Origin of the sequence: Izhakiella capsodis (assembly GCF_900115045.1) — a bacterium.
Lineage (GTDB): Bacteria > Pseudomonadota > Gammaproteobacteria > Enterobacterales > Enterobacteriaceae > Izhakiella > Izhakiella capsodis.
Map to the genome: position 1 here is coordinate 19202 of NZ_FOVC01000009.1, position 26606 is coordinate 45807.

The window sequence follows — 26606 nt, forward strand, 5'->3', positions numbered from 1 at the left end:
CCAGATAATTTGTTAAAGCAGAGTTTCAGGGAAGCAAAAAACGCCGCTGTAATAGCGCACGTGCTGAATTGTCCAACTGAAATTCTTGTGCCAGCCAGTCATCGATTGAGCCGTAGTGTTGTTCAATTTCCTCAAACGCCGCTTGCAGACAGGATCGATGGACTGATAGCACATATTCGAGCTTACCAAGGCCGCTGGTATCTAATTTTGCGGCAAAAAGCGACAGCATGCGATCGCGAAAGGGCGCCAGATTTTGCTGCGTCTGTAAATAATCCCGCATTACCGTTTCTTTACTGGCACCGAGCGCAAACAGCACCAGCGCACTGCCAATTCCGGTGCGGTCTTTACCGACCGCGCAGTGTTGTAATAATGAAGTTGTGGTTGGATCGCGTAGCAGTGCGCTGAGGTGACGATAAGCAGGATTATTGAATGGCAGCAGTCGATACAGTTCCAGCATAAAGGATTCTGCGTCAAAGTCGTGTATCGCCTCACCGACCAGGGTATCCAGGCTGGCGCTGACTTTGGCGCTCAGCGGATTCGCCGGCATGACATGATAAACAGCGCCAGGCCAGAGTCTATCCGGGTGCAGTTCACTTTCACCCGCATCGCGATAGTCTACGACGTGTATCAACGGCAGCCCGGCGAGCTGAAGCAGATCGTCATCGCTCAACTCGTTAAGTGCTCCGGAGCGAAACAAACAACCGGGCCGGATCAGACGTCCATCCTGGGCAGGCAAACCGCCAAGATCGCGGAAGTTGATACCGTGCTGCGGATTCACCGGTGAAGAGATTGCCATACTCAGTTCCTTTTGTTGAATTTAATGTCGTTATCGCAATCTCAATAGACGAAGCCTGAAGCGACTTCGTGACAATGCGTGCCATCCTGCAGATTCAGACCAGACGACGGGCCGCCTCAACCACGATTTTCACCGCGTGGCTCTCAGTTTGCTTCATCATATCTGCATCGGGGATTTCCTGCTGAGTACGGTTAACAATGACTCCGGCCACCATGCCCGCACGCAGGCCCTGGCTGGCACACATTGTCAGCAACGTCGCAGATTCCATTTCATAGTTCATTACGCCCATCTGCTGCCACTCTTCCATTGAATGCTGAAAGCGTCTCACCACGCGACCTGAAAAGGTATCATAGCGCTCCTGGCCCGGATAAAAGGTATCTGACGAAGCGGTAATACCTACGTGAAGTTCAGCACCTGATTCACGCGCAGCGGATACCAGCGCCGTGGTACATTCAAAATCGGCAACTGCAGGAAACTCCATCGGTGCAAAGTGCAAACTCGCGCCATCCAGACGAACCGATCCGGTCGTCACCAGTACATCACCAACATTAATATGGGGTTGAATCGCCCCGGTCGTCCCCACCCGCAGGAAAGTACGGATGCCCAGCTGCGCCAGCTCTTCCACGGCAATTGAGGTAGACGGACCACCAATGCCGGTAGAACACACAATGACCGACTTACCATTCACCTGCGCACGCCAAGATGTAAACTCACGATGTGAGGCGAGATGCACCGGATTATCCATCAGCATAGCGATCTTTTTAACGCGCTCAGGATCGCCGGGAACGATAGCCAGGGTTGCTCCCTGCATATCCGCGTTGGTAAGTCCCAAATGGAAAACATCAGACTGTGCCATTACAAACTCCTGTCTACACTGATAAAGGGTAAGGCTGAGTACTCTACGCGATCTGATAGTGGTGAAATGTGACTTCTATCATCACCCTAGATACAACTAATGCAAACCAAAAGTTAATTAGTGATTAATGTCACACTTAATCAGCGTTCAGGAGAGATTTGACACAAAACGTGTCCACCGGAAAGTCGTGCGATGTTAATAGAGCAAGGTTGGCTGGCAATGCATTGACAGCAGAAAGACTACCTATACCGTTGTGTTCAGGACAGAGATGGAGAATCCGATGAAAAAAGACGATAGCAGTATGCAAAAAGCAGTTCATAGCGGATTCACCCCGGCCGTTTCACCCGTCGCTTCTACGACGATTATCACCAATGGCCCGGCCATACAGTCCGGAGAAACCTCAATACCCACCCAGGGTGAAAATATGCCGGCCTTTTACGCTCGTCCCAACGCTGTGGGAGAAATACCGCTGCCCGTCGTGCTGGTAATTCAGGAAATTTTTGGCGTTCATGAACATATTCGTGATATCTGTCGCCGCCTGGCGGGCGCAGGGTACCTTGCTATCGCTCCTGAACTCTATTTTCGCCAGGGCGATCCCGGTGAATACCACGATATCAATAAATTACTTCATGAACTGGTCAACAAAGTCCCTGATGCCCAGGTGCTGGCTGACCTTGATCATGTCGCCAACTGGGCATCACGTCATGATGGCGACATGCGTAAAATGGCGGTGACAGGATTTTGTTGGGGCGGCCGCATTGCCTGGCTATACGCTGCGCATAATCCCCAGCTGAAAGCCAGCGTGGCCTGGTACGGTAAGTTAGTGGGTGATAAGTCCATGAAGCAACCTGCACAACCGGTTGATATCGCTGTTGACCTCAACGCACCGGTTCTTGGGTTATACGGCGGTAAGGATGACAGCATCCCTCAGGACAGTATTGATACCATGCGCCAGGCACTGCGAGCCGCCAATGCCAAAGCAGAAATCATTGTTTATCCTGACGCCGGTCACGCTTTCAACGCGGATTATCGCCCCAGCTATCACCCATCCTCAGCGCAGGATGGCTGGCAGAGAATGCTGGATTGGTTCAAACAGCATGGTGTAGCTCCACACCGTTAACTAGACGTCGTTTAGGATATTTAGCTCGCCTTGCGACGGCGTTTACAGGGCATCACGCCGGACATCAGCTCCGGCGCATGACATCTTTGCTCCTGGCGTTGACCCAACGACGTCCAGCCTCTAACATTGTTTCCGCATACCAAGGGGACAACCAGCATGGCCTATGCCGCCGGTATCGTTCGCGATGCCATCATTGATTTTCTTACCCAGCATCAGCGCGAGGCTTCAACCAGCGAGATCACGCACGCCGTCAGCCGCCTTATTGGACCGGTGGCTTCATCATCTGTGCGCTCCTATCTGAATCTGAACACCCCCGGCCTGTTCACCCGGGTGGCGCGGGGTCACTATCGTTTAACGTTAACCGGCGAAACCGCTCTTAGCGGCGATTTTGCGCTGGCCCATGCCGGAGATGCCCGACTGATTCATGCAGATTGTTTCGATTGGTTGGCTCAGCAGCAGGAGAATCGTTTCCAGGCCGTTGTGACCGACCCGCCCTATAGCCTGCTTGAGTACAGCCCGACGCACACTGCAAAGCTGCGCGCCGGGAAAGGCGGCATCTGGCGCCTTCCTCCCTCTTTTGATGGCCGACAGCGCGCTCCGCTTCCTCGTTTTACCGTACTGAACGCCGCCGATCGCGAAAACCTCTGGCTATTTTTCGCCAGACTGGCGCATAGCCTGCATCGCGTTATCGTTCCGGGAGCCAACGTAGTGGTGGCTTCAAATCCGTTGCTTTGTCATCTCGTGGCCTCAGCAATGTCCAGCTCGGGCCTGGAGTTACGAGGCTACCTGGTGCGTCAGGTAATGACTATGCGCGGCGGGGACCGACCCAAAAATGCCCATAATGAATTTAATATGGTCTCCGTCATGCCACGTTCGCAGTGGGAACCGTGGGTACTGCTGAGAAAACCACTTGAAGGAAGAGCCCAGGATAATTTGCGGCGTTGGCATACCGGTGGTTTTCGCCGCCCTGCCACGGATAAACCTTTTGGCGATCTTATTCGTTCCCATCCCACTCCTGCCGGAGAAAAACGCATTGCTCCTCACCCCTCTCTCAAGCCTCAGGGTTTTATGCGCCAGCTGGTACGCGCCGTTTTGCCGCTGGCACAGGGAGAGGTGCTTGATCCTTTTATGGGCGCGGGTTCAACACTGGCAGCAGCCAACGCAGTCGGTTATCGCAGCGTGGGGGTTGAGATTGACGCAGATTTCTATCAGATGGCAAAGCAGTCTGTTCAACGGCTCAGCGCGCTCAAACTAAAAAATGAATAGAACTAGGGCATCCAATAGATGCCCTGCTCAGAAACACGCTAGATTAACAACACGCTTAACGCACGGTGGCTCGCAGGTTTTGCGCGGCTTTTACCATATTTGCCAGCGCCTGGCGGGTCTCCGTCCAGCCGCGGGTTTTCAGGCCGCAATCCGGGTTTACCCACAAACGTTCGACCGGAATACGCCGGGCGGCTTTCTTCAGCAAATCTTCCATCCAGGTAACATCAGGAACGTTAGGCGAATGGATATCATAGACGCCAGGGCCGATTTCATTCGGATACTCAAACTCCTCAAATGACTCCAGCAGTTCCATATCTGAACGCGACGTTTCAATCGTGATCACATCGGCATCCAACGCAGCAATGGAGTCCATGATGTCATTAAATTCGCAGTAGCACATGTGAGTGTGGATCTGCGTGTCATCTTTGGCAACCGCCGCATTAAGACGGAAGGCTTCCACCGCCCAGGCCAGGTATGCGGCCCAGTCCGAACGATGCAGCGGCAGGCCTTCACGCAGCGCTGGTTCATCAATCTGAATAATACCAATTCCGGCGCTTTCCAGATCGGCGACTTCATCACGTAGCGCCAGGGCAATCTGCTTCGCGATAGTTTCCCGCGTCACATCTTCACGCGGGAAAGACCAGCAAAGGATGGTTACCGGACCCGTCAACATGCCTTTCACTGGTTTGTCGGTCAGGGTTTGCGCATACCTTGCCCACTCAACGGTGATCGGCTCAGGACGGCTGATGTCGCCGATAATTACCGGGGGTTTTACGCAGCGTGAACCATAGCTTTGCACCCAGCCGTTTTGCGTAAACACAAAACCATCCAGATGCTCACCAAAGTATTCAACCATATCGTTGCGCTCAGCCTCACCGTGTACCAGCACGTCAAGTCCCAGCCGCTCCTGCTCTACAATGGCCTGCTTGATATGCTGCGCAATGCCGGTGCGATAATTACCGCCGTCGATACGTCCCTGTTTAAAGTCCAGACGCAGGCCACGGATCTCCGTGGTTTGTGGGAAAGATCCGATGGTAGTGGTCGGCCAGGACGGCAGCTGAAAACGCGCCCGCTGTGCCTCAGCACGCACTGGATAGGCACTATCACGCTGGCTGTCTTTGCTGGTGATGGTCGCAAGGCGTTTGGCAACGGCAGCGTTATGGACGCGGCTGGAATCACGGCGGGCGCGGATCGGTGCGCTCCAGGTTTCAAGCGATGCGGGATCGTTATTGTTCAGCGCACGGCTTAATAGCGCCAGCTCAGCGCATTTTTGCAGGGCGAAAGCAAACCAACTCTTCACCTCATCATCAAGTCGGGTTTCAACGCTAAGATCGATTGGGCTATGCAGCAGCGAACAAGAGCTGCCAATCCATAACTGCTGGCGTTTACCAACCACTGCCTGCAGGCGTTCAAACCAGCTGCTCAAATCGGCACGCCAGACGTTACGGCCGTTAATTACGCCCAGCGAAAGTAGCCAGTCAGCCGGAACTTGTGCGTGTAGCTTCGCCAGATCATCTTTTCCGTGAACCAGATCGACGTGTAAACCCTGCACCGGCAGGCGACAGATAACGTCCAGGTTCTGTCCAACGCTGTCAAAATAGGTAGTCAGCAGCAGCTTAACACGTCCTTGTAGCGCATCGTAGGCCGGTTTGAATGCTTCCTGCCACACTTGTGGCAGCTCGAGTGCCAGCGCGGGTTCATCGATCTGCACCCATTCAATCCCACGTTTTGCCAGCTCGTCCAGCACCTGTTGATAAACGGGCAGAATGGCATCAAGCAGCGTCAGGCGATCAAACTGGGCGCCCTTCACTTTGCCAAGCCACAGGTAGGTTACCGGGCCAAGCAGAACCGGTTTCACGTTGTGACCCAGCGCCAGCGCCTCATCGACCTCGTCTAACAGCTGTGTCCAACTCAGTTTAAACGTCTGATTTTCGCTAAACTCCGGCACCATGTAGTGATAGTTGGTATTAAACCATTTGGTCATTTCTGCCGCTGCAGCAGGTTCACCTGTCGGAGCACGGCCACGTCCTATGCGGAACAGCGTATCAAGATCAACCGAACCCTCTTTATTTTGATGGCGAGCCGGAACGTTACCGAGCAGAAGACTGGTTGTCAGTACGTGATCGTACCAGGCGAAATCGCCTACCGGAACCAGATCCACACCCGCTTGCTGCTGCTGCTGCCAATGCCGGGCGCGAAGCTCACGGCCAGTTGCCAGCAGTTCTTCCTGAGTCGATTTACCCGCCCAATAGCTCTCCTGGGCTTTTTTCAACTCGCGACGTAAACCAATACGAGGAAATCCGAGGGTATGGTTCAGAATTGTCATTACATTATCCTCTTTAACAGTGCGTGCCGGGGTCACTATTTATAAGTCCCTCGGGTCATTTAGCCATCCAGATGTTTACACATCTATATTCTGTAGGTATTGTTCAATCCTCAAGCGCAAAATATTCATGCTGATATGAAGGACTCTCATGATTGAACTTAAACACCTGCGGACGCTGCAAGCGCTGCGTAATACTGGCTCGCTGGCAGCGGCTGCTGCTCAGCTCCACCAGACACAGTCAGCACTCTCACATCAGTTCAGCGATCTGGAGCAGCGTCTGGGTTTTCGCCTGTTTGTCAGAAAGAGTCAGCCGCTGCGCTTTACCTCACAGGGAGAGATTTTGCTACAGCTGGCCGAGCAGGTGTTGCCACAAATTCAGCAGGCTCTGCAAACCTGTCATGAGCCTCATCAAACAGCATTACGCATTGCCATTGAGTGCCATAGCTGCATTCAATGGCTGACACCGGCGCTGGATAACTTTCGGCGCAACTGGCCACAGGTGGTTATGGATTTTAAATCCGGCGTAACCTTTGATCCTCAGCCGGCTCTGCAGCAAGGTGAGCTGGATGTAGTACTCACCTCCGATATCCTGCCGCGCAGCGGTTTACACTACTCGCCGATGTTTGATTTTGAAGTCCGGCTGGTGCTGGCGCCAGACCATCCACTGGCACAAAGCCCCCATATTCGTCCGGAAGACCTGATCGCTGAAACGCTGATGATTTATCCGGTACAGCGCCAGCGGCTCGATATCTGGCGCCATTTCCTGCAGCCTGCTGGCATCAGCCCGTCACTGAAAAGCGTTGATAACACGCTGTTACTGATACAAATGGTTGCGGCGCGCATGGGCATTGCCGCGCTGCCACACTGGGTGGTTGAGAGTGTTGAACGCCAGGGTCTGGTCGTGACAAAAACCCTTGGCGAAGGTTTGTGGAGCCGCCTGTATGCGGCGGTACGTGACGGCGAACAGCGCCAGCCAGTAACAGAAGCCTTTATGCGATCCGCGCGTCAGCACGCCTGCGATCACCTGCCTTTTGTTCGAAATGCCTCGCGTCCCGGAACGCCGTTGCCACAGCGTGATGCAGCGTCATAATACCGGTTATTCTCGTTATCTACTGGCGACTATCCAGCGTTTATGTACCCACAGCGAGGCAAAAATTACCACCGCGCCAAGCAAAAAGCTGGGCCAGTGCGGCCGTTGCTGCCAGATAGCCAGGTTCACCAGCAGCCCCGCCGGAACATGCATATTATTCATTATGCCCAGCGTACCGGCATCTACCTGAGTGGCACCGTAGTTCCACATGAAATAACCCAAACCGGAAGCAACAACACCCAGCCAGATTAATACGCCCCACTGAAATTTTGTCGTCGGCAGCTGATGAAGGTTGCCCCAAAGAGCAAAAGCCGGGATGGCGACCAGCACTGCACCAACGTAAAACCAGGAAAAAGCCGTATGCTGCGGCATAGGACGTATTTCCTGCAGGCGCTTATAGCCCACCATGCCAATGGCGAAAATAATATTTGCCAGCTGCACCAGCAATAAACCAAACCAGAAATGATCGCTGACTTTGTCATAGCGAATAATCGCCGCCCCCAGCACCGCCAGCAGCGCACTAAAAATGTAGCCCGGTCGCACACCTCTGCCCCGTAGCAGATCATATATCAGCGTCACATAAAGCGGCGTCATGACGGTAAACAGCAAAAACTCGGTCACGCTCAGGTACAGATAGGCCTGAAAACTGATGAGATACATAAATCCCAGCTGTAACGCGCCCACGACCATATACAGCAGCAGCGTTGAAGCACGATAACCACGCCAGCGCAGAAACGGCAGAAAAACCAGTGCGGCAAGCGCCAGCCGGAAAAGTACTGAAAACCAGCTATCAACCTGGCCTGCCAGATATTCCCCAATCAGACTGAATGAAAAAGCCCACAACACAGTAGTAATAATAAGAAATGTCACAGCAAACGACCTTTAAACATCATGGAGGCTTACTTTAACTGATGTTTTGTCATTCCGTGTCGATATTTCATTTACATCTGGTCACCATTAAACCACAGCCAAAACACGCTTATTGGCGCAAATAAATCCATAAAACGAATATTTCTCAAAAAAACGAAAATTAAAATGGAATATTCATCACATAAAACCATCATTCCATGAGTGAATTATCACAAATCATGAACGACACCGTAGTCATGAGATCCTAAAAATGCAACATTTCACCACTATATGTAACAGAGATGCATCGTAAGAAAAAAAATACATACTATCGGAGTCTCAGAATGCTCAGCATATTCAAACCCGCCGCGCACCAGCCCTATGTCACTGCAGATCGGGTCGATCCACTGTACCGTCGTCTGCGCTGGCAAATATTTATCGGTATTTTTTTCGGCTACGCCGCTTATTACCTGGTACGTAAAAACTTCGCACTGGCTATGCCTTATCTGGTTGAACAGGGTTTTTCTCGTGGCGATCTGGGTTTTGCGCTGTCAGGGATTTCTATCGCCTATGGGTTTTCTAAATTTATCATGGGTTCGGTATCCGACCGCTCAAACCCTCGCGTTTTTCTTCCTGCCGGGCTGATAATGGCGGCGGCGGTGATGCTATTTATGGGTTTTGTTCCCTGGGCGACCTCCAGCATTGCGGTGATGTTTGTCCTGTTGTTTTTATGCGGCTGGTTTCAAGGGATGGGGTGGCCACCTTGCGGGCGCACGATGGTTCACTGGTGGTCACAAAAAGAGCGCGGCGGTGTTGTTTCCGTCTGGAACTGCGCTCACAACGTAGGCGGTGGCATTCCCCCCCTGCTGTTCCTTCTTGGAATGGCCTGGTTTAACGACTGGAAAGCCGCGCTTTATATGCCGGCTTTTGCTGCGATCCTTATCGCCCTGATTGCCTTCGTGCTAATGCGCGATACCCCACAATCTTGCGGCCTGCCACCCATTGAACAGTATAAAAACGACTACCCGGTAGATTATGACGAAAAGCATGAAAAGGAGTTCACCACCCGGCAAATTTTTATGCAGTACGTTTTACCCAACAAGCTACTGTGGTACATCGCTCTGGCTAACGTGTTTGTCTATTTACTGCGTTATGGCATTCTTGACTGGTCGCCGACTTACCTGAAAGAAGTCAAACATTTCACCTTAGATACCTCATCCTGGGCCTATTTCTTTTATGAGTATGCAGGCATCCCTGGTACCCTGCTGTGCGGGTGGATGTCCGATAAGGTATTCAGAGGCAACCGTGGAGCAACGGGGGTGTTATTTATGACACTGGTTACCGTCGCTACCGTGATTTACTGGCTCAACCCTGTGGGTAATCCCGGCGTAGACATGGCCTGTATGATTATTATTGGCTTTTTTATTTATGGCCCGGTGATGCTAATTGGTTTACATGCCCTGGAGCTGGCACCGAAAAAAGCTGCCGGTACGGCGGCAGGCTTTACGGGCCTGTTCGGGTATCTCGGTGGTTCGGTAGCAGCCAGCGCCATCGTCGGTTATACCGTCGATTATTTTGGCTGGAATGGCGGCTTTATGGTCATGATTGCCGGTGGCGTGCTGGCCGTTGTTCTTCTGTTTGCCACCATGCTTAACGAAAACAAGCATAAGCGCGAAATCAATCAGGACTGAATTGATCCCGGGAGAAAGACATGATGAAGCCGCTAATTACCCTCACCCTGCTGGCAGCGGCCTTTGCGGTCAGTGCAGAAACCAACGGTAAAGCTGTCATTGCTCATCGCGGTGCCAGCGGTTATTTGCCCGAGCATACGCTGGCAGCCAAAGCGATGGCCTACGCTCAGGGCGCAGATTACCTCGAACAAGACCTGGTAATGACCAGGGACGATCGCCTGGTCGTCTTACACGATCACTACCTCGATCGCGTGACCAACGTTGCCGAACGTTTCCCCGAACGGGCGCGTAAAGATGGGCGTTATTACGCTATAGATTTCACGCTGGCAGAGATTAAGAGTCTGAAATTTACCGAAGGCTTTAACGTGATAAACGGCAAAAAAGTGCAAACTTTTGCCGGACGCTTTCCTGTGGGAAAATCCGACTTTCACGTTCACTCCTTCGAAGATGAAATCGAGTTCGTACAGGGCCTGAACCACTCTACTGGCAAAAATATTGGTTTGTACGTGGAAATTAAAGCACCGTGGTTTCACCATCAGGAGGGAAAAGATATTTCCAGACTGGTGCTTAAAACGCTGAGTCAATACGGCTACCGCCACAAGCAGGATAACATCTGGCTGCAATGCTTCGATTTCAACGAACTTAAACGCATAAAAAACCAGCTGGAGCCTGAATTAGGTATGAACCTCAAACTGGTGCAGCTAATCGCCTATACTGACTGGGATGAAACGCAGGAGCTAAAAAACGGCAAATGGGTGAACTACCGCTACGACTGGATGTTCCAGCCTGGCGCGATGACGACGCTGGCGCAATATGTTGATGGCATCGGCCCCGATTATCATATGCTTGTTGACGCCAACCGCAGCAAACCCGGTCACCTGCAACTGACTTCAATGGCCCAGGCCGCTCATGCCAGCAAGCTACAGGTCCATCCTTATACCGTCAGGGCCGACCAACTTCCTGCATGGGCTGGCAACTTCAACGACGTCTACGATGCGCTTTACAATCAGGTAAAGGTTGAAGCTTTATTTACCGATTTTCCGGATAAAGCCGTTTCATTTCTACAGCATCAGCATTAGCCACGGTCTGGCGCTGCCCGGCAACGGACAGTGCCGGAACTACACGCCAAACATGTTGCGCAGATAGTGCGGCACCGCGTCATCCGCATTGCTGCCGATAATTTCCAACTCCGGCAGTCGGGCCTTCAGCTTTGGTGCACCATTTTGCATGATGCAGCCTCTGCCCGACATCGACAGCATTTCTACATCATTCATTCCATCGCCAAAGGTGATGCACTCTTGCAGGGAATAGCCCAGCCTTTTTGCTACCGCTTCCAACGCATGGCCTTTCGATACCCCGCCCGCCATTACTTCAAGACAGGTAGGCAAAGAGAAACTGACATTCACCCGATCGCCCCAGCGCGCCAGCAGCGCCTGCTCAATGGGGTCCAGCTGGTCTGGATCGCTGCAGGTGAAAAACACTTTGCTGATGCCGTCTGTGGGTAGTCCTCCGTCCTGATAAATCTGATAAGCAAAATTGGACTCTCTGAAAAAGTCCTCTTCTTCAGGCCGATCGCGATTTAAAAACCATGCCTCATCACGATACACATTGGTAAATACGTGAGGATGATGGTAATGCATGGCAACCAGCTCGCGTGCAATATCCTCTTCCAGATTTTGGCTGAATATCAACTCACCATCAGTATTGTGTACCCTGGCACCGTTTGAGGTAATCATGTAAGCGCTAATCCCAAGGTTGTCGCGCATTTGCCCAACATCAACATAATGACGGCCGGTGGCAAAAACAAAGTGAACGCCTTTCTGCACCAATAAACGCAGGGTTTGGTAAGTAAAAGGGGTTAAACGGTGGTCGGGGTTTAATAAAGTACCATCTAAATCAGATGCGATAATCGGATAGATCATTCCTCTGGTTTCTCCTTCTCAGAACTACAGTCAAAAGGCCTGGAAATTTAATCAAACTGGTCAAAAAAAGTGATGACGGTATTGAGCGCTTCTGTTCGCATTACATCGCTTTCAAACAGGATCTCATGGCGCGCCCCGTAAATAACCCTGGGCACGCCGCCCAAGCAGGGATTGCCGGTCTCGTCCAGTAACTGACAAAATCGATCCTGCGCTTTGTTATCTACCACTTTGTCACCTTCGGCTTGCAGCAGCAGCAGCGGGGTTTTTATCGCTGAGACGTTACCCAGTACCTCTTCTCCCGCCCTAATGCCTTCACGTACCCAATGATGGGTCGGCCCACCGATACGCAGTGCAGGATCATCGCAATAAAAACGCAGGCTGCGACGATAGCGTTCGCGGCTGTGAGTCAGATCATTGAACCTAAAGGGTCGTGGCCGCCAACGCCCCGTCCCCAGTGCATAGGTCTGGCTTAGTAGCGGATGCTTTTCCGCCCAAGTCAGGATGGGAATCGCTAACCAACGTGGCAGCGGTAAGAAAATACCGAACATCGGCGCGCTCAACGCAGCGGCATCAAAAGCAAACGGATGACGTATCATCAGCAAGGTCGCTATGGCTCCCCCCATAGAGTGCGCCAGCATAAAGCGCCGACGGTAGCGCAAACTGGTCATTTCCAGCTGCCAGAGCGCTTCCAGATCATCGACATAATCGGAAAAAGAATCCACATGACCGCGCTGCTTATCATCCAGCATTCTGCCTGAGCGCCCCTGCCCACGATGATCAATAATGATAACGTCATATCCGCAGTGGAAAAGATCGTAGGCTAATTCCGGATACTTCACGTAAGTTTCATTGCGACCCGGACAAAGCAGAATAACCCGCTGATGTTCCGCACTGATGAAGTGGACATAATGGATCGGCACGCCACCGACCCCGCTAAAACACTTTTCTTCACGACGCTGCCAGAAATCCAGCAGCTGCCCGGTAACAAAAGCCGCAAACGTTTTTTCACGCTCCAGCCAGGCTTGTTTATGGTTGGTCATTGGAAGGCGCATCCTTAAACTGGTCTCCCGGTGAAACAACTTGCCAGAATCCATAGCGTGCCGCTAAACATTAACGTATTGTGTCACAAATTGGCACATACAGGGAACGTAACCATGACCATCCAATGGTGGCTGGCTTACCTTTTAACAACAGCTATTCTCAGTTTTTCACCGGGCTCCGGCGCCATCACCACCATGAGCACCGGTATCAGTCATGGATACCGTGGAGCATGGGTTGCTATCGCCGGTCTGCAAACCGGAATGATAGTGCTGATCGCGCTGGTGGGTGTTGGTCTGGGCGCCATTTTTTCGCAATCGATGCTGGCCTTTGAATTAATGAAATGGGCGGGAGCAGCCTATCTTTTCTGGCTGGGAATAAAACAGTGGCGCGCGGCAGGTGCAATCGACCTCTCCGCACTATCCCAGTCACTACCACACCACAAACTGTTCAAACGCGCCTTCCTGGTAAATGCCACCAATCCGAAAAGCATTGTGTTTCTGGCCGCACTTTTTCCTCAATTTATCCAGCCGGGCAGACCGCAGACCTTACAATACCTGGTATTGGGCGTCACCACCATTGGTGTTGATATAGTGGTCATGACTGGCTATGCCGCCCTTGCAAACCGCATTGCGCACTGGATTAAAGGGCCACGCCAGATGCGGATGCTGAACCGGATTTTTGGCAGTTTATTTATGACGATCGCCCTTTTGCTGGCATCCGCCAGGCGTATCGCCTGAACCTGAACCGCAAAACTATCACGCAGAAGCGGATGGTTTTTTCAACGGGACAAGATGAGATGAATACCGAAACCGGCAAACAGAACGCCAGCGCATCCGTCTATCCATTTAGCAATACGCTGATAGCCCTGACGCATTTTTGGCAGGGCAAAAATCAGCGCTACCAGAGTAAACCACGCGAACGTTTCACAACCAATCATCGCGAATAAGCCCCAGCGCGCACCGGCGCCAATATCGTTGCCAACGAACAGAGAGAACACGCTGCCAAAATAGATTACCGCTTTGGGGTTAGAAAGGTTAGTCAGCAGTCCTTTAAAAAGGCTTCGTCCCTGAGGCTTCACGATCGGTGCGGCATTTTGCGTCGGCCCCTGCTTGTGCTGCTGGCGCGCCGCACACAGCAACTGCCAGCCCATCCACAACAAATAAAGGCCGCCAGCGATCATAATGGTCTGATGCAACCATGCCATACGTTGAAGCACAAGATCCAGCCCTAACAAGGCCACTGCGGCCCATACCAACACGCCCAGCGTTATACCCAGCACTCCCAGCATGGTGTCTTTACGAGAACGGCTGGCTGCAGTCTGCGATACAAAGAAAAAGTCCGGGCCAGGGCTCATCACCGCAAACAAGTGGACGATGGCAACGGTTAAAAATAGGGTGAGCATGACGTTATTCCGGTTGTTCTGCTAAACAACCGTCTACTATGTGTCTGGCGGCAAAAAATGGCAAGCGACGACGATAATTTTATTCATCACCGTCTACGTGCTCACGGATCATAATCATAAATGGCTTGCCAAAGCGCTCCAGCTTACGCTGCCCTACGCCATTTATACTGAGCATTTCAACGGCGGTGAGCGGCATCTGTTCCGACATTTCGATCAGCGTAGCATCGTTAAAGACTACGTAAGGCGGAATATTCTCTTCATCAGCGATAGCTTTACGCAGCTTACGCAGCTTGGCGAACAGCTTACGATCGTAGCTACCACCATAGCTACGCACCTGGCTACTGCGTGGTCGGGCGCTGCTAAGACGCGGTACTGCCAGCAACAGAGGCGACTCGCCTCGTAAAACCGGGCGGGCCGCTTCAGTGAGCTGTAGCGCGGAATGCTGCGTTATATTTTGCATCACCAGCCCCAGATGGATTAGCTGACGGATTACGCTTGTCCAGTGCTCCTGGCTAGATTCACGTCCGATACCATAAACCGGTAGCTTGTCATGCTGTAGTTCGCGGATACGTTGATTATTAGCTCCGCGCAGAACTTCAACCACATAGCCAAGGCCAAAGCGCTGGCCCACACGATAGATGGTTGACAGCGCTTTTTGCGCTTCGACTAGACCATCGTAGCGTCGTGGTGGGTCGAGGCAAATATCGCAGTTCTCACAGGCTTTTTGCCGATTCTCACCAAAATAATTCAGCAGTACCAGCCGCCGGCAGGTTTGCGCCTCAGCAAAGGCGCCCATAGCATTCAGCTTGTGGCGTTCAATATCCTGCAATGGCCCGGGGACTTTTTCTTCAAGACAACGTCGTAGCCAGGCCATATCGGCAGGTTCGTAAAATAGCAGCGCTTCGGCAGGCAGCCCATCACGTCCGGCGCGTCCGGTTTCCTGGTAATAAGATTCGATATTGCGCGGAATATCGAAGTGCACCACGAAGCGAACGTTTGGCTTGTTAATTCCCATCCCGAATGCCACCGTGGCGACAACGATTTGTAAGTCGTCCCGCTGAAACGCTTCCTGCACGCGGGCACGGTGATCGTTATCCAGACCGGCGTGATAAGCACCAACGCTAATTCCACGGCTTTGCAGACGAGCGGCCGTATCCTCTACTTTTGCCCGACTATTGCAGTAAATGATGCCGCACTTACCGCGCTGCTCCTGCACATAGCGCATAAGCTGTTCGGTAGGTTTGAACTTTTCCACCAGCGTATAGCGAATGTTCGGTCGGTCAAAACTGCTTATCTGAATCAGTGGGTCCTGCATCAACAGCAGGCGGGCGATATCCTGACGCGTTGTTTCATCGGCAGTGGCGGTCAGCGCCATTACCGGCAGCGCCGGAAAGTGCTGGCGCAACTGCCCAAGCGCGCCGTATTCGGGACGAAAATCGTGTCCCCACTGAGATATACAGTGCGCCTCATCAACCGCCAGCATGCCGGGCTTCCAGTGCGCAAGGTGGTCAACAAAGTTATCCATCATCAGCCTTTCGGGCGCGATGTACAGCAGCTTAATCTGCCCGCTGCGGCAGCCAGACATAACCGCCTGCTGTTGTTCCCGGCTCTGCGTAGAGTTAAAGCAGGCCGCAGCGACGCCGTTAGCCAACAGCTGATCGACCTGATCTTTCATCAGAGAAATAAGCGGTGATACAACCAGCGTTAACCCGTCGCGTACCAGCGCCGGTATCTGATAGCAAAGGGATTTTCCTCCGCCGGTAGGCATTACGACCAAACAATCACGGCCACTAAGTGCCGCCTGAATGATTGTTTCCTGACCCGGACGAAAATGCTGATAGCCGAAGGTATCCCTTAAGACCTGCTCTGCCAGCATTTCCTGACTTAAAATGGCAGCCGTAGACACATGCTCCCCAGAATGACGTGTATAAAACATAACAGGCGGGGCCTGAGCCCACCTGACAATTAAAACAGATCGTTTAACATCACACCAACACCAATGCGCGTCTGGCGATGATTGTAATCGATAAGCGATTCGCCGTAACCGCTAAACAGCTGGGTATAAAAACGAACGTGCTCACTGATGGGATAACTCCAACCCAGTTCTGCTCCGCCGTAGCCGCTGTTCCAGTTGTAATTACCTTGCGCGCTGAAAATACTCTCGCCCCATTGATAGCCTAGCTTGAGGCGATAGTATCCCACGTACTTGGTGATATCCCGGTTATCATCGTTACTTTCACTTTCAGGAACACGATACCAGGGCTTAACTTCCGCCAGCCAATTCCCGTTTTGTGCCATCAGGCGCGCGTAAACGCGATTCCAGCTGCGTGAAGTGGGTTCTGAACGCCCATTGGACTGATGATTGAGCCCGACTTCGACATCGCGCAGCGTCCAACCAGCAACGCTGTAATCGGTCGCCCAGCCGAGAAAAATTTGCGGCTCATAGTCAGTTTCTCTGAACGGTGACGACGCGCTGCGGTTAGAGAATTGCCACCAAGAACGCTGAGTGTATGACGCAGCCAGAACGGAGTTATCACCCAGAACGCCGCGCCACAGCGGAAATGCCAGACTTAACTGAAACTTAACTTCGTCTTTTTTTGCTTTATCTGACCAGTTATAAGAGTCTATCGCGTCTTTATTCATGTTACTGGTGTAAGTGTAAAGCACATAGTTGCTTTCATAAGGGTAAAGCAAAAAAGGATTGTCGTGATTCTGCAACAAGTTAGCAATGATACTCCCCTTCACCACCGGTTTGTCATGCACATCTTTAATCGTTGCTTCTTTGGCATTGGCGACTACGGGCAATAGAAGCACAGTCATCAGAAATCCTTTCAACACCCACATAGATTTCTCCAGAGAAATATAATCGCAAAATAATTAATAAAGGTAATAAAAAAGCAGGCCATTCTACACAGAATCTGCACGTTCCATCAGGAATGATTTCCGGATGTGGAAAGCACACCATCACACGCTTAAAATGCCTCAGCAAATAACATAATCATTACATTCGATCTAACAAGGAAAGGCTGCAATGTCCGGCAATCTGCTCAGCTCTCAGCAAGCTCGCCAGCTGATTAGTGATATATTTGTTAATCATATGCCCTTTAATCAAGCGCTTGGCATGAAGTTGCTAAGTCTCGAACCTCATTTCGCCCAACTGCTAATCAAAAATCAGCAAATGCTGGTTGGCAATGTTACGCAAAAAATTTTACATGGCGGCGTTATTGCCGCCGTACTTGACGTTGCCGCCGGGGTGGTTTGCGTCACCTCGGCACTCACCTGTCACGATCACATTGCAGAAAATCAATTAAAGCAGCGTCTGGCGCGTATGGGTACTATTGATCTGCGCGTTGACTATTTACGCCCGGGGCGCGGCGATCATTTCATCGCCAGCAGCAGCCTGCTACGCGCCGGAAATAAGGTATCGGTTGCACGGGTGGAGCTTCACAATGACACCGGTATCCATATTGCCAGCGCCAGTGCAACTTACATGGTTGGCTAGCCTGTCGACGTGTTTTAACGAACAATTGGTGCGGATTATCCGTTTAATTGTTATTTAAGAACACCGATTATAGTTGATCTTTATTATTGATTTTTAAGGTTTTTCATGGATACACAACAAACCCGGCAGGGTATTCTGTATGCTCTCGGCGCTTATTTTATCTGGGGTATCGCGCCGGCCTATTTCAAAACCATTCAGCAAGTATCTCCCGATGAAATTATGACGCACCGGGTCATCTGGTCATTTTTCTTTATGCTCATTCTGTTAAGTATCAGCCGTAGCTGGCCTAACGTACACGTCGTCCTACGTCAGCCTCGCAAAGTGCTGCTGCTGGCGGTAACTGCGATCACTATTGGCGGTAACTGGCTGTTATTCATCTGGGCGGTTAATAACCATCATATGCTTGAATCCAGCCTGGGTTACTTTATCAATCCGCTGGTGAATGTGCTGATGGGCATGTTGTTTTTGGGAGAACGCTTCCGACGTTTACAATGGCTTGCCGTAGCACTCGCGTCCTGTGGGGTGATTATTCAGCTATGGAAGTTTGGCTCTGTCCCCTGGATTTCTCTCGGCCTTGCGCTAAGTTTCTCTTGTTACGGATTAATGAGAAAAAAACTGGCGGTCGATGCCCAAACGGGCATGCTGCTGGAAACCAGCTGGCTACTCATTCCCTCGGCGCTTTACCTGTTTTGTATCGCCGACAGCCCAACCAGCCATCTTGCCAACAATACGCTGTCGTTGAACCTGTTGTTGATGGCCGCAGGTATTGTTACCACTATCCCCCTGCTGTTTTTTACCGCTGCCTGCGCCAGATTACGTCTCTCCACCGTTGGCTTTTTCCAGTATCTCGGACCGACACTCATGTTTTTACTGGCAGTAACATTTTACGATGAGACGCTCAGCCAGGATAAAGCCATCACCTTTGCCTTTATCTGGGGCGCTCTGGCGCTGTTTATCCTGGATGCGCTGCTGGCAATGGGGCGTAATGCCGCGCAAAGAGTCACCTGACCGTGTTAATTCTCTCTACAACCAATGGGCATGAAGGCCGTTGGTTGTAGAGAATGATAAGCAGATCAATCCCCTGCCTGTCTCACATCGCTGCGTAGCAACTCACAGCCAGTTACGCCGTTTAAAATAGAGGTAAGGTGCCAGTCCGGCCAGTATCATCAGCGAAATAGCGCCCGGATAGCCAAAGCTCCAGTGCAGCTCCGGCATAAAGTCAAAGTTCATCCCATAGCTGGATGCAACTAACGTTGGCGGCAGGAAAACAACTGACACCACCGAGAAGATTTTAATGATCCGGTTCTGCTCAATGCTGATGAATCCCATAGCAGCCTGCATCAGGAAGTTTACCTTCTGGAACAGTGACTCATTGTGGGGTAGCAGCGATTCGATATCGCGTAGTACCTCTCGCGCCTGCTCCAGCTGGTTAGTCGGCAAGCGCGCCTTACGTATCAGGAAATTAAGCGCACGCTGAGTATCCATCAGGCAAAGACGCACTTTCCAGCCAATATCTTCCAGACCAGCGAGGCGAGCCAGCGCCTGATCAAATTCATCCCCCTGATGGCCTTCCATCAGTACACGGCTTAGCTTCTCCAGCGAGGTGTAAATGCTTTCAATTTCATCCGCCAGCTGCTCAATTTTGGTTTCAAACAGATCGAGTAACAGCTCAAAAGCGTTGCCATCAATGAGCGTCTGATTACGCGCGCGCATGCGGTAAAGTCGGAAGGCTGGTAGTTCACGTTCGCGCAGGGTGTACAGGCGCCCTTCACGCAAAGTGAAAGCTACCGTACTGTTGCCTGCATGATCTTCGGCATCTTCATAAAAGAAAAAAGAGTGGATGTGCAAACCATCTTCATCTTCAAAAAAGCGAGCGGACGCCTCGATATCTTCCAGTTCAATGCGGGTCGCAAGACTCTGGCCCAGCTGGCTTTGCACCAGATTTCGTTCGTCTTCCTGGGGTTCAATCAAATCGACCCAGAGAGAAAGTTGCAGATCGTCTGGCTGTTCATCAAGTTCCAGGCGCGTCAGACGACTGTCATCCAGTTTAAAAGCGCTCAGCATTGCAGTACTCCCAGCTCATGGTCACAGACGGGGTATTAAGCTTGAACACGGAGGAAGCTGACGTTTCTGTCAGCATGTGGTGCTGACTCAGAGCGACGGGTATGTGGTCGCCAAAAACCACTAAGGTTATCAGCGCAGAGTGATAGCCTTAGAAGTTGCACCTGTTGGTCAGGTGGTTGAGCCAGCATCTACTGGGTGTGTCCAAGGCAATTGTCCCTTCAGGATAATGGTGCGCGCATGTTACGCCGGGATGAAATCATCGTCAACCGCAGCAGCGGCGAAAGGCTGGTTATTCATTAACCTGCCGTACTTTCAAACTCTTTATAGTTTAGCAGCTCATCACCTTGCCAGAAGCAGACTGGCATCTAACTTACGCGGGCCGATCCCTGGAGGACAAAATTCTGCTATGTTAACGCTCTTTCTGACCATGCTTAGGCGACGAAACCACACATGAAACACCTTACCCCGAATGATTTAGCTACGCTGAGCCAGAAGGCCGCCAGCGCCGTGCGTTTGCGCAGTAACCTTAACCTGCACGCTGAGCTGAGCGATCCGGTACAACGGCTGGCGATCGCCATGGAGCCGGGAACCTATATTCGCCCCCATCGTCATCTGCAAACCTGGGAAGTGCTCACTCCCCTTACAGGGCGCTTTGTCGTGCTGCTATTTAAAGATGATGGCAGCGTTTTGCAACGCGTAGTGCTCGGCGAGGACGCCCAGCTGATTGAAATACCGGCCGGAGCCTGGCACGCGGTGCTTTCACTGGACAACAATGGCGTTATTTTTGAAGTAAAACAGGGCCCATATTTGGCGCTAGACGAGGAGCATTGTCAGAGCTGGGCGCCGCGGGAAGGTGAGGCGGGCTGCGATCAGGTAGTAGACTGGTATCGTACAGCCAGCATCGGCGAGCGGTTCAGCCCGGAGAGTGCCTGAGGTTTCTTACTCTGTTTCCAGTCTGGCATAGGCGGCAACCAGCCATTTAATGCCCTGCCCCTGAAATGCCACCTGCAGACGACTGTGCTCACCGCTACCCTCAAGATTGATAATGGTACCCTCGCCAAACTTAGCATGGCGTACCCGCTGACCCAGCGCAAAACCACTGTCATTTTTAGCCACCGGCGTTCCCATTCGCTGGTGGCTCACCGGACGGCTTACGCTGGCGCGCAGGCGAACCTCTTCAACGCAGGTTTCCGGCAGTTCACCAATGAAGCGCGAGGGGCGATGATAAACCTCTTTGCCATACAGGCGCCGGGTTTCCGCATAGGTGAGTGTGAGTTTTTGCATCGCGCGGGTGACGCCAACGTATGCGAGACGGCGCTCCTCCTCCAGACGCCCTCCCTCTTCCAGTGACATCTGGCTGGGGAACATCCCCTCTTCCATGCCGACAATAAAAACCTGCTGGAACTCTAATCCTTTAGCTGCATGCATCGTCATCAGCTGCACGGAGTCTTGCCACTTATCGGCCTGGCCTTCTCCGGCTTCAAGAGCCGCATGAGAGAGAAACGCCTGCAACGGCATCAGGTCCTGATCTTCATCCTGATAGCTGAACTGGCGCGTGGCGTTGACCAGCTCCTCCAGGTTTTCGATACGAGCCTGGGCCTTTTCGCCCTTTTCCTCTTCGTACATTAACCATAGCCCGGAGTCTTTAATCACCCGATCGGTCTGTATGTGCAACGGCAGCTCTGCGGTGTCGTAAGCCAACGCGTCCACCAGCTCGCTAAAACGCTGTAGCGCTGATGCTGCACGCCCTGCCAACGCTTTTTCCTGTAATAATGTACGGCTTGCCTGCCACAGCGTGATGCCGCGATCGCGCGCAGTCTGACGCACCACATCAAGTGTACGATCGCCAATGCCACGCGTCGGCGTATTAACCACTCGTTCGAAAGCCGCATCATCATTGCGATTGGAAATCAGACGCAAATATGCCAGCGCGTCTTTAATTTCCTGACGCTCAAAGAAGCGCATGCCACCATAGATACGGTAAGGCATGCTGGTCTGCAGTAGCGCCTCCTCCAGCACGCGCGACTGGGCGTTACTGCGATAAAGAATGGCACAATCGCTGAGCGCGCCGCCATTTTCCATCCAAACCTTGATGCGATTCACCACAAAGCGCGCTTCATCCAGCTCGTTAAAGGCACAGTACAGAGATATGGGTTCACCATCGCTACCGTCGGTCCACAACTCCTTACCAAGCCGACCGCTGTTATTGGCAATCAGGGCATTGGCTGCGGTAAGTATATTGCTGGTCGAGCGGTAATTTTGCTCAAGACGTATGGTTTGCGCACCGGGAAAATCACGAAGAAAACGCTGAATATTTTCCACCTGCGCGCCGCGCCAGCCATAAATTGACTGATCATCGTCGCCAACGATAGTCACGCTACCGCTGTCGCCGGCCAATAGCCTGATCCAGGCATACTGAATGCTGTTGGTATCCTGAAATTCATCCACCAATATACTGGCGAAACGTTCGCGATAGTGGTTAAGAATATGGGGCTTTGTCAGCCACAGTTCGTGGGCTCGCAGCAGCAGCTCAGCAAAGTCTACAAGCCCTGCGCGATCGCAAGCCTCCTGATACGCCTGATAGATGCGCAGCCAGGTCTGCTCGACGGGGTTACCGTAGGATTCAATATGGTCAGGTCGCAAGCCTTCGTCTTTTTTACCGTTGATGTACCACATGGCCTGTCGCGCAGGCCATTGTTTCTCATCAAGATTCATCGCCTTAATCAGGCGCTTTAACAAACGTAGCTGATCTTCACTGTCCAGGATCTGAAAATCCTGAGGCAGCCGCGCATCAAGATGATGTGCACGCAGCAGGCGATGTGCAAGGCCGTGGAAGGTGCCAATCCACATCCCTCCCTGGCTGGTGCCAATTAGCTGTTCAATGCGATGACGCATTTCCGCTGCGGCTTTATTGGTGAAAGTCACCGCCATTATCGAATAGGGTGAACAGTGCTCCACCGCCAGAAGCCAGGCGATACGATGCACCAGCACACGGGTTTTACCACTGCCTGCTCCGGCCAGCACCAGCATATTGCCGCGCGGGGAGGCTACGGCTTCACGTTGTTTATCGTTAAGGCTGTTGAGCAGGTCAGAAACGTCCATAAGCACCATCAAAGTTGCGCAGCGTTCGCCGCATCACTGGATATTTATCCACTAAACTTTATCCCGCAACCGGGCGTATGTCACGTCAATTGCGCGACGCGACCGGGATTATACCAGCGCAGTCAGCGATGCCAATTGAGTGATTTCGAGTGTGGGAAGCAGGCGTGAATCGGCGATCTTCAGCAGATTACCACTACGCAGATTAATCCAGCAGGCCTGCATACCACAGCGAACCGCACCGGCCACATCAGTCGTCAGATCGTCGCCAACGTGCAATATCTGCGACGGCGTAAGTCCGAGGCGCTGTACGGCAACACGGTACATATCATCGCAGGGTTTAGCCCGCCCATCCGGGCCGGCCCGCAGTACAAACTGGAAGTATGACTCAAGGCCTAAACGCGCTGGTTCCGCATTACCATTAGTGATAGCGACTAGAGGAAAATGCTGCGCCAGCACCGCCAGCGTGGTATGCGTTTCCGCCGGTACCTGCACTTCGCTTCGCCATCGGGCAAATACGGACATGACCTCTGCAGCGCCGGACGTTGCCTGTCCAGGGGTTAACCCTCTGGTCTCCATCGCTCGCACCACGGCTCGCCGACGCCATTCGGTCACGTCGTGATAGATATCCGGCTCCTCCTCTAGCAGCCGATCGCGGATTTCCTGATATGCAGCTACGCTGAAGTCCTGCATAGCTGGATGCCAGGCTTGCAGCGCGGCGTGTGACTCCGCCGTGGTTTTACGGATCACCGGCCTATTGTCATACAGCGTATCGTCAAGGTCGAAAGTGATAGCGGCTAGAGGACACAGTGGGCGGTAGAAGTGCATCAGGATTTCCCTCGTTTTGCCCTCGGATGGGCGGCATCATACACCGATGCTAAATGTTGAAAGTCTAAATGCGTGTAGATTTGGGTGGTGGTAAGATTCGCATGCCCCAGTAGCTCCTGGACGGCACGCAAATCACCGCTTGATTCGAGCATGTGAGTAGCAAAGGAGTGGCGTAATTTATGCGGATGGACATGACTGCTGACTTGCTGTCTGACACCCCATTGCGCGAACCGCTTTTGTACACTGCGCGCGGAAAGACGCCCACCATTTTTGGATAAAAACAACGCGTTGTCTTCCGGCTCCAGTAGCTCGCGCCACTCCAGCCAGTGCTGAAGCCAGCTTACGGCCGTGGTACCAACAGGCAGACGACGCTCCTTACTGCCTTTACCCACAACCCAGACTTCGCCGCTGTCGAGATCGAGGTGACTCGTGTCGAGACCAACCAGCTCGGAAAGACGTAATCCCGCGCCATACATCACCTCCAGCATCGTCCGGTCACGCACAGAAAGCGGATCGTTAAGATCAAAATTGAGTAGCTGACTAACTTCATCAACATCCATATTCTTAGGCAGATGGCGACCCGACCTCGGTGTGGTAACGCTTTTCGCCGGATTAACTTTCAGTTCGCCCTGACGCACTAACCAGTCAAGTAAGCTTCGGAGTGCCGAGAGGCGCAGTGCCAGGCTGGATGCCTGCAGGCCATCACGACGGCTACGGGCCGCCAGGGCGCGTACTCGCGTTACGTCAAGATCACGCCATGCCATGACGCTCATCTCTGCAGCAAGTGCAATGACCGCCATCAGTTGACGCCGGTAGTTTTTTTGCGTCAGAGGGCTGAGCTGGCGCTCAATTTTGAGATAGCGCAGAAAGTCTTCAACTGCAGGCGTCAGCGGCGAATCAAGGCTCATACCCGCTCAATCCAGCGCAGCAGTATATCTGGCATTATAGCGCTCAGATGCTGCAACAGCACCGTGCCCATACCCGTCTGATAGTGCTGAGCGTCACGGCTACTAAAAATCAGAACCCCGAGCTCGCCACGCTCTCCCATCAGAGACATTGCCACTGAACCAATCGCTTTTGCTTGCGGCAGCAGTAACAGTAGCTCCGGGCCATTCAGGCTACCCAAATAGTGTTGCTGCTTGCCAAAGCGCTGAATACGCACCGGCTCAAAGGCCTGAGACGAAAGCGCCAGCTGGGTAAAATCCGACGGCGCACCCAGTCGCCAGCGATCGCTGAACAGTCGGAGATTCGCCCCCGCCAGCCCCAGCTCCCGCGCCCAACGATGTAGCCGGTTTAGCATTTCCTGCAGGCTGGAAGCTGAAGCCAGACGGCCCTGGAGCGCCAGCAGGCGATCGAACAGCTGCTGGTTGGCATGGGCCTGTTCCATCAGCAACGTGATCTCCTGCTCCAGCTCGGCAATATGTTTGCGCTGGCGGGTTAGTTGCCATTCAACCAGCGATACCGTTCCCCGCACAGGATGAGGAACAACCATCTGTTCGGTCTGGCGTGCATTACGAATAAAGAAATCCGGATTGCACATCAGATAGTCGCTCACAACCTGATCATCGGGCAGAAGTTCACTGGCTGTCTGTTCTCCAGGGATTTTCATAGATGAATAAATCCGTCATAAACGTGTGTGGCTGGCCCGATCATATATAAGGGATGACCAGGTCCATTCCAGACAATATGCAGCGTACCGCCGGGCAAATCGACACGTACTCTCTCAGTCAGCAATGCCTGCTGAATACCCACCGCAACGGCGGCACAGGCTCCACTGCCACAGGCTTGAGTTTCACCAGCACCACGCTCGTATACCCGCAGACGGATAAACTCGCGGTTGACGACCTGCATAAAACCAACGTTAACTCGCTCCGGAAAGCGCTCGTGGCTCTCCAGCAACGGGCCAAGCATTTCAACCTGTGCCATTTCTACGCTGTCGACCTGTATAACGCAATGGGGATTGCCCATGGAAACCACCCCCGCCATCACCGTCTGCTCTGCGGCACGCATCAGATAAAGGGTTTCCGCTTTGTTGGCGCGAAACGGTATTTGCTGCGGTTCAAAGTTGGGCTCCCCCATATTCACCTTTACCAGCTCATTGTCCATGACGCTTAGCACCATGCGCCCGGTCTGGGTACTCACACGAATATCGCTTTTATTAGTCAGCCCCTTCAGACGAACAAAACGAGCAAAACAGCGGGCACCGTTGCCGCACTGAGCGACCTCGCTACCATCAGCGTTAAAGATGCGATAATGAAAATCCAGCTCAGGATCGTAAGGCGGTTCAACGATCAATAATTGATCAAAACCGATACCGCAATGACGATCGGCCAGACGACGAATCAACTCTGGCGAAAAGTAAACGTTTTGAGTCACCGCATCAACGACCATAAAATCATTGCCAAGGCCGTGCATTTTCGAAAACTGCATGTTCTGCTCCGTCGGTCCGGGACCGGATTACTGGCTGATCCCGACCCCCGCCCCACGGTCAGCCGTGGTGGTGGTACCGTCTTGTTGCACCGAAGTTTTTTGATCCGTTTGCGACTGAGCTGGCTGTTTTTCTGGCGGGAAATAGAGAGGGCCTTTCAATCCACAGCCCACCAGGCTAAGCAGCGCTAGCGCCATTGCCGCCTGGTAAATTATCGTCTTCATGCAGATTTTGCTCGTAATTAATTCATACTGGTTATCTATCATCGCAGGTGAACGTTGAAAAGCAATAGTTAAAGGCAATATGACGCTGCGGTAATCATGCGC

26 protein-coding genes are annotated in these 26606 nt (G+C 52.4%); 9 read left to right on the forward strand and 17 right to left on the reverse strand.

All coding sequences use genetic code 11. From position 1 onward, the window contains the following. Positions 1-25: 25 nt before the first annotated feature. A complete protein-coding gene (locus BM191_RS12430; protein ID WP_092878656.1) occupies positions 26-796 on the reverse strand; it encodes a tyrosine-protein phosphatase in 771 nt (256 codons plus the stop codon). Between the two features lie 94 nt (positions 797-890). Further along, positions 891-1652 (reverse strand): uridine phosphorylase, encoded by a 762-nt coding sequence (udp, locus tag BM191_RS12435; RefSeq protein ID WP_092878658.1) that lies wholly within the window; start codon positions 1650-1652, stop codon positions 891-893. Positions 1653-1932: 280 nt separating this feature from the next. Here udp and BM191_RS12440 point away from each other — a divergent pair, with 280 nt between their 5' ends. Further along, entirely contained in the window at positions 1933-2772 is an 840-nt protein-coding gene (locus BM191_RS12440; protein ID WP_092878660.1) for a dienelactone hydrolase family protein, read from the forward strand. A 156-nt stretch (positions 2773-2928) separates the two neighbouring features. After that, positions 2929-4038, forward strand: a complete 1110-nt coding sequence (locus tag BM191_RS12445) for a DNA-methyltransferase (RefSeq protein WP_092878662.1) — start codon at positions 2929-2931, stop codon at positions 4036-4038. Positions 4039-4093: 55 nt separating this feature from the next. Here BM191_RS12445 and metE read toward each other — a convergent pair whose 3' ends face one another. Continuing rightward, the gene (gene metE / locus BM191_RS12450; RefSeq protein WP_092878664.1) at positions 4094-6364 is read right to left on the reverse strand and encodes a 5-methyltetrahydropteroyltriglutamate--homocysteine S-methyltransferase; all 2271 of its coding nucleotides are present in this window, start codon (positions 6362-6364) and stop codon (positions 4094-4096) included. Between the two features lie 148 nt (positions 6365-6512). On the opposite strand from metE, the gene metR reads away from it, so the two are divergent. After that, entirely contained in the window at positions 6513-7454 is a 942-nt protein-coding gene (gene metR, locus BM191_RS12455; RefSeq protein WP_092878666.1) for an HTH-type transcriptional regulator MetR, read from the forward strand. A gap of 15 nt (positions 7455-7469) precedes the next feature. Here the strand turns inward: metR and BM191_RS12460 are convergent, their stop codons facing one another. Continuing rightward, positions 7470-8324: a carboxylate/amino acid/amine transporter gene (locus BM191_RS12460; protein ID WP_092878668.1), complete on the reverse strand. Its 855-nt coding sequence runs from the start codon at positions 8322-8324 to the stop codon at positions 7470-7472. 323 nt (positions 8325-8647) lie between these two features. Between BM191_RS12460 and glpT the strand changes: the two genes are divergently transcribed. Both glpT and glpQ read left to right on the forward strand, forming a co-directional pair. Then, complete coding sequence (gene glpT / locus BM191_RS12465; protein ID WP_092878670.1) at positions 8648-9994, forward strand: glycerol-3-phosphate transporter; 1347 nt, start codon at positions 8648-8650, stop codon at positions 9992-9994. 23 nt (positions 9995-10017) lie between these two features. Further along, positions 10018-11073 (forward strand): glycerophosphodiester phosphodiesterase, encoded by a 1056-nt coding sequence (gene glpQ / locus BM191_RS12470; RefSeq protein ID WP_092878828.1) that lies wholly within the window; start codon positions 10018-10020, stop codon positions 11071-11073. 39 nt (positions 11074-11112) lie between these two features. On the opposite strand, the gene yigL is transcribed toward glpQ, so the two are convergent. Both yigL and pldB read right to left on the reverse strand, forming a co-directional pair. Further along, positions 11113-11913 (reverse strand): sugar/pyridoxal phosphate phosphatase YigL, encoded by an 801-nt coding sequence (gene yigL, locus BM191_RS12475; RefSeq protein WP_092878830.1) that lies wholly within the window; start codon positions 11911-11913, stop codon positions 11113-11115. Positions 11914-11963: 50 nt separating this feature from the next. Next, positions 11964-12956, reverse strand: a complete 993-nt coding sequence (pldB, locus tag BM191_RS12480) for a lysophospholipase L2 (RefSeq protein ID WP_092878672.1) — start codon at positions 12954-12956, stop codon at positions 11964-11966. A gap of 114 nt (positions 12957-13070) precedes the next feature. On the opposite strand from pldB, the gene rhtB reads away from it, so the two are divergent. Beyond that, entirely contained in the window at positions 13071-13694 is a 624-nt protein-coding gene (rhtB, locus tag BM191_RS12485) for a homoserine/homoserine lactone efflux protein (RefSeq protein ID WP_092878674.1), read from the forward strand. 41 nt (positions 13695-13735) lie between these two features. On the opposite strand, the gene rhtC is transcribed toward rhtB, so the two are convergent. The 3 genes from rhtC to pldA form a co-directional block, all read right to left on the reverse strand. Further along, complete coding sequence (gene rhtC, locus BM191_RS12490; RefSeq protein WP_092878676.1) at positions 13736-14359, reverse strand: threonine export protein RhtC; 624 nt, start codon at positions 14357-14359, stop codon at positions 13736-13738. Positions 14360-14438: 79 nt separating this feature from the next. Next, positions 14439-16265 carry an ATP-dependent DNA helicase RecQ gene (recQ, locus tag BM191_RS12495; protein ID WP_092878832.1) on the reverse strand — a complete coding sequence of 609 codons (1827 nt, stop codon included), beginning with the start codon at positions 16263-16265 and terminating at the stop codon, positions 14439-14441. Between the two features lie 59 nt (positions 16266-16324). After that, positions 16325-17203: a phospholipase A gene (pldA, locus tag BM191_RS12500; protein ID WP_092878678.1), complete on the reverse strand. Its 879-nt coding sequence runs from the start codon at positions 17201-17203 to the stop codon at positions 16325-16327. Positions 17204-17390: 187 nt separating this feature from the next. Between pldA and BM191_RS12505 the strand changes: the two genes are divergently transcribed. Then, positions 17391-17861, forward strand: a complete 471-nt coding sequence (locus BM191_RS12505; protein ID WP_092878680.1) for a thioesterase family protein — start codon at positions 17391-17393, stop codon at positions 17859-17861. Between the two features lie 105 nt (positions 17862-17966). Then, positions 17967-18869 (forward strand): EamA family transporter RarD, encoded by a 903-nt coding sequence (gene rarD, locus BM191_RS12510; protein WP_092878682.1) that lies wholly within the window; start codon positions 17967-17969, stop codon positions 18867-18869. 102 nt (positions 18870-18971) lie between these two features. On the opposite strand, the gene corA is transcribed toward rarD, so the two are convergent. Both corA and ysgD read right to left on the reverse strand, forming a co-directional pair. After that, on the reverse strand, positions 18972-19925 hold the full coding sequence (corA, locus tag BM191_RS12515; protein ID WP_092878684.1) for a magnesium/cobalt transporter CorA: 954 nt from the start codon (positions 19923-19925) through the stop codon (positions 18972-18974). A 148-nt stretch (positions 19926-20073) separates the two neighbouring features. Continuing rightward, positions 20074-20130 carry a YsgD/CorL family protein gene (gene ysgD, locus BM191_RS17570; RefSeq protein ID WP_407927879.1) on the reverse strand — a complete coding sequence of 19 codons (57 nt, stop codon included), beginning with the start codon at positions 20128-20130 and terminating at the stop codon, positions 20074-20076. Between the two features lie 245 nt (positions 20131-20375). Between ysgD and BM191_RS12520 the strand changes: the two genes are divergently transcribed. After that, positions 20376-20858, forward strand: a complete 483-nt coding sequence (locus BM191_RS12520) for a WbuC family cupin fold metalloprotein (RefSeq protein WP_092878686.1) — start codon at positions 20376-20378, stop codon at positions 20856-20858. Between the two features lie 6 nt (positions 20859-20864). Here the strand turns inward: BM191_RS12520 and uvrD are convergent, their stop codons facing one another. From uvrD to lptM, 6 genes are all read right to left on the reverse strand, one after another. Further along, positions 20865-23027 (reverse strand): DNA helicase II, encoded by a 2163-nt coding sequence (gene uvrD / locus BM191_RS12525; protein ID WP_092878834.1) that lies wholly within the window; start codon positions 23025-23027, stop codon positions 20865-20867. A 108-nt stretch (positions 23028-23135) separates the two neighbouring features. Then, positions 23136-23852, reverse strand: coding sequence for a 5-amino-6-(5-phospho-D-ribitylamino)uracil phosphatase YigB (yigB, locus tag BM191_RS12530; RefSeq protein ID WP_092878688.1), 717 nt, complete (start codon positions 23850-23852; stop codon positions 23136-23138). Continuing rightward, positions 23852-24760, reverse strand: a complete 909-nt coding sequence (gene xerC, locus BM191_RS12535; protein WP_092878690.1) for a tyrosine recombinase XerC — start codon at positions 24758-24760, stop codon at positions 23852-23854. Before xerC ends, yigB begins: the two co-directional genes overlap by 1 nt. After that, positions 24757-25461 (reverse strand): DUF484 domain-containing protein, encoded by a 705-nt coding sequence (locus BM191_RS12540; RefSeq protein WP_092878692.1) that lies wholly within the window; start codon positions 25459-25461, stop codon positions 24757-24759. Before BM191_RS12540 ends, xerC begins: the two co-directional genes overlap by 4 nt. Continuing rightward, complete coding sequence (gene dapF / locus BM191_RS12545) at positions 25458-26282, reverse strand: diaminopimelate epimerase (RefSeq protein WP_092878694.1); 825 nt, start codon at positions 26280-26282, stop codon at positions 25458-25460. Before dapF ends, BM191_RS12540 begins: the two co-directional genes overlap by 4 nt. 27 nt (positions 26283-26309) lie before the next feature. Continuing rightward, on the reverse strand, positions 26310-26504 hold the full coding sequence (gene lptM / locus BM191_RS12550) for an LPS translocon maturation chaperone LptM (protein ID WP_092878696.1): 195 nt from the start codon (positions 26502-26504) through the stop codon (positions 26310-26312). Between the last annotated feature and the right edge of the window lie 102 nt (positions 26505-26606).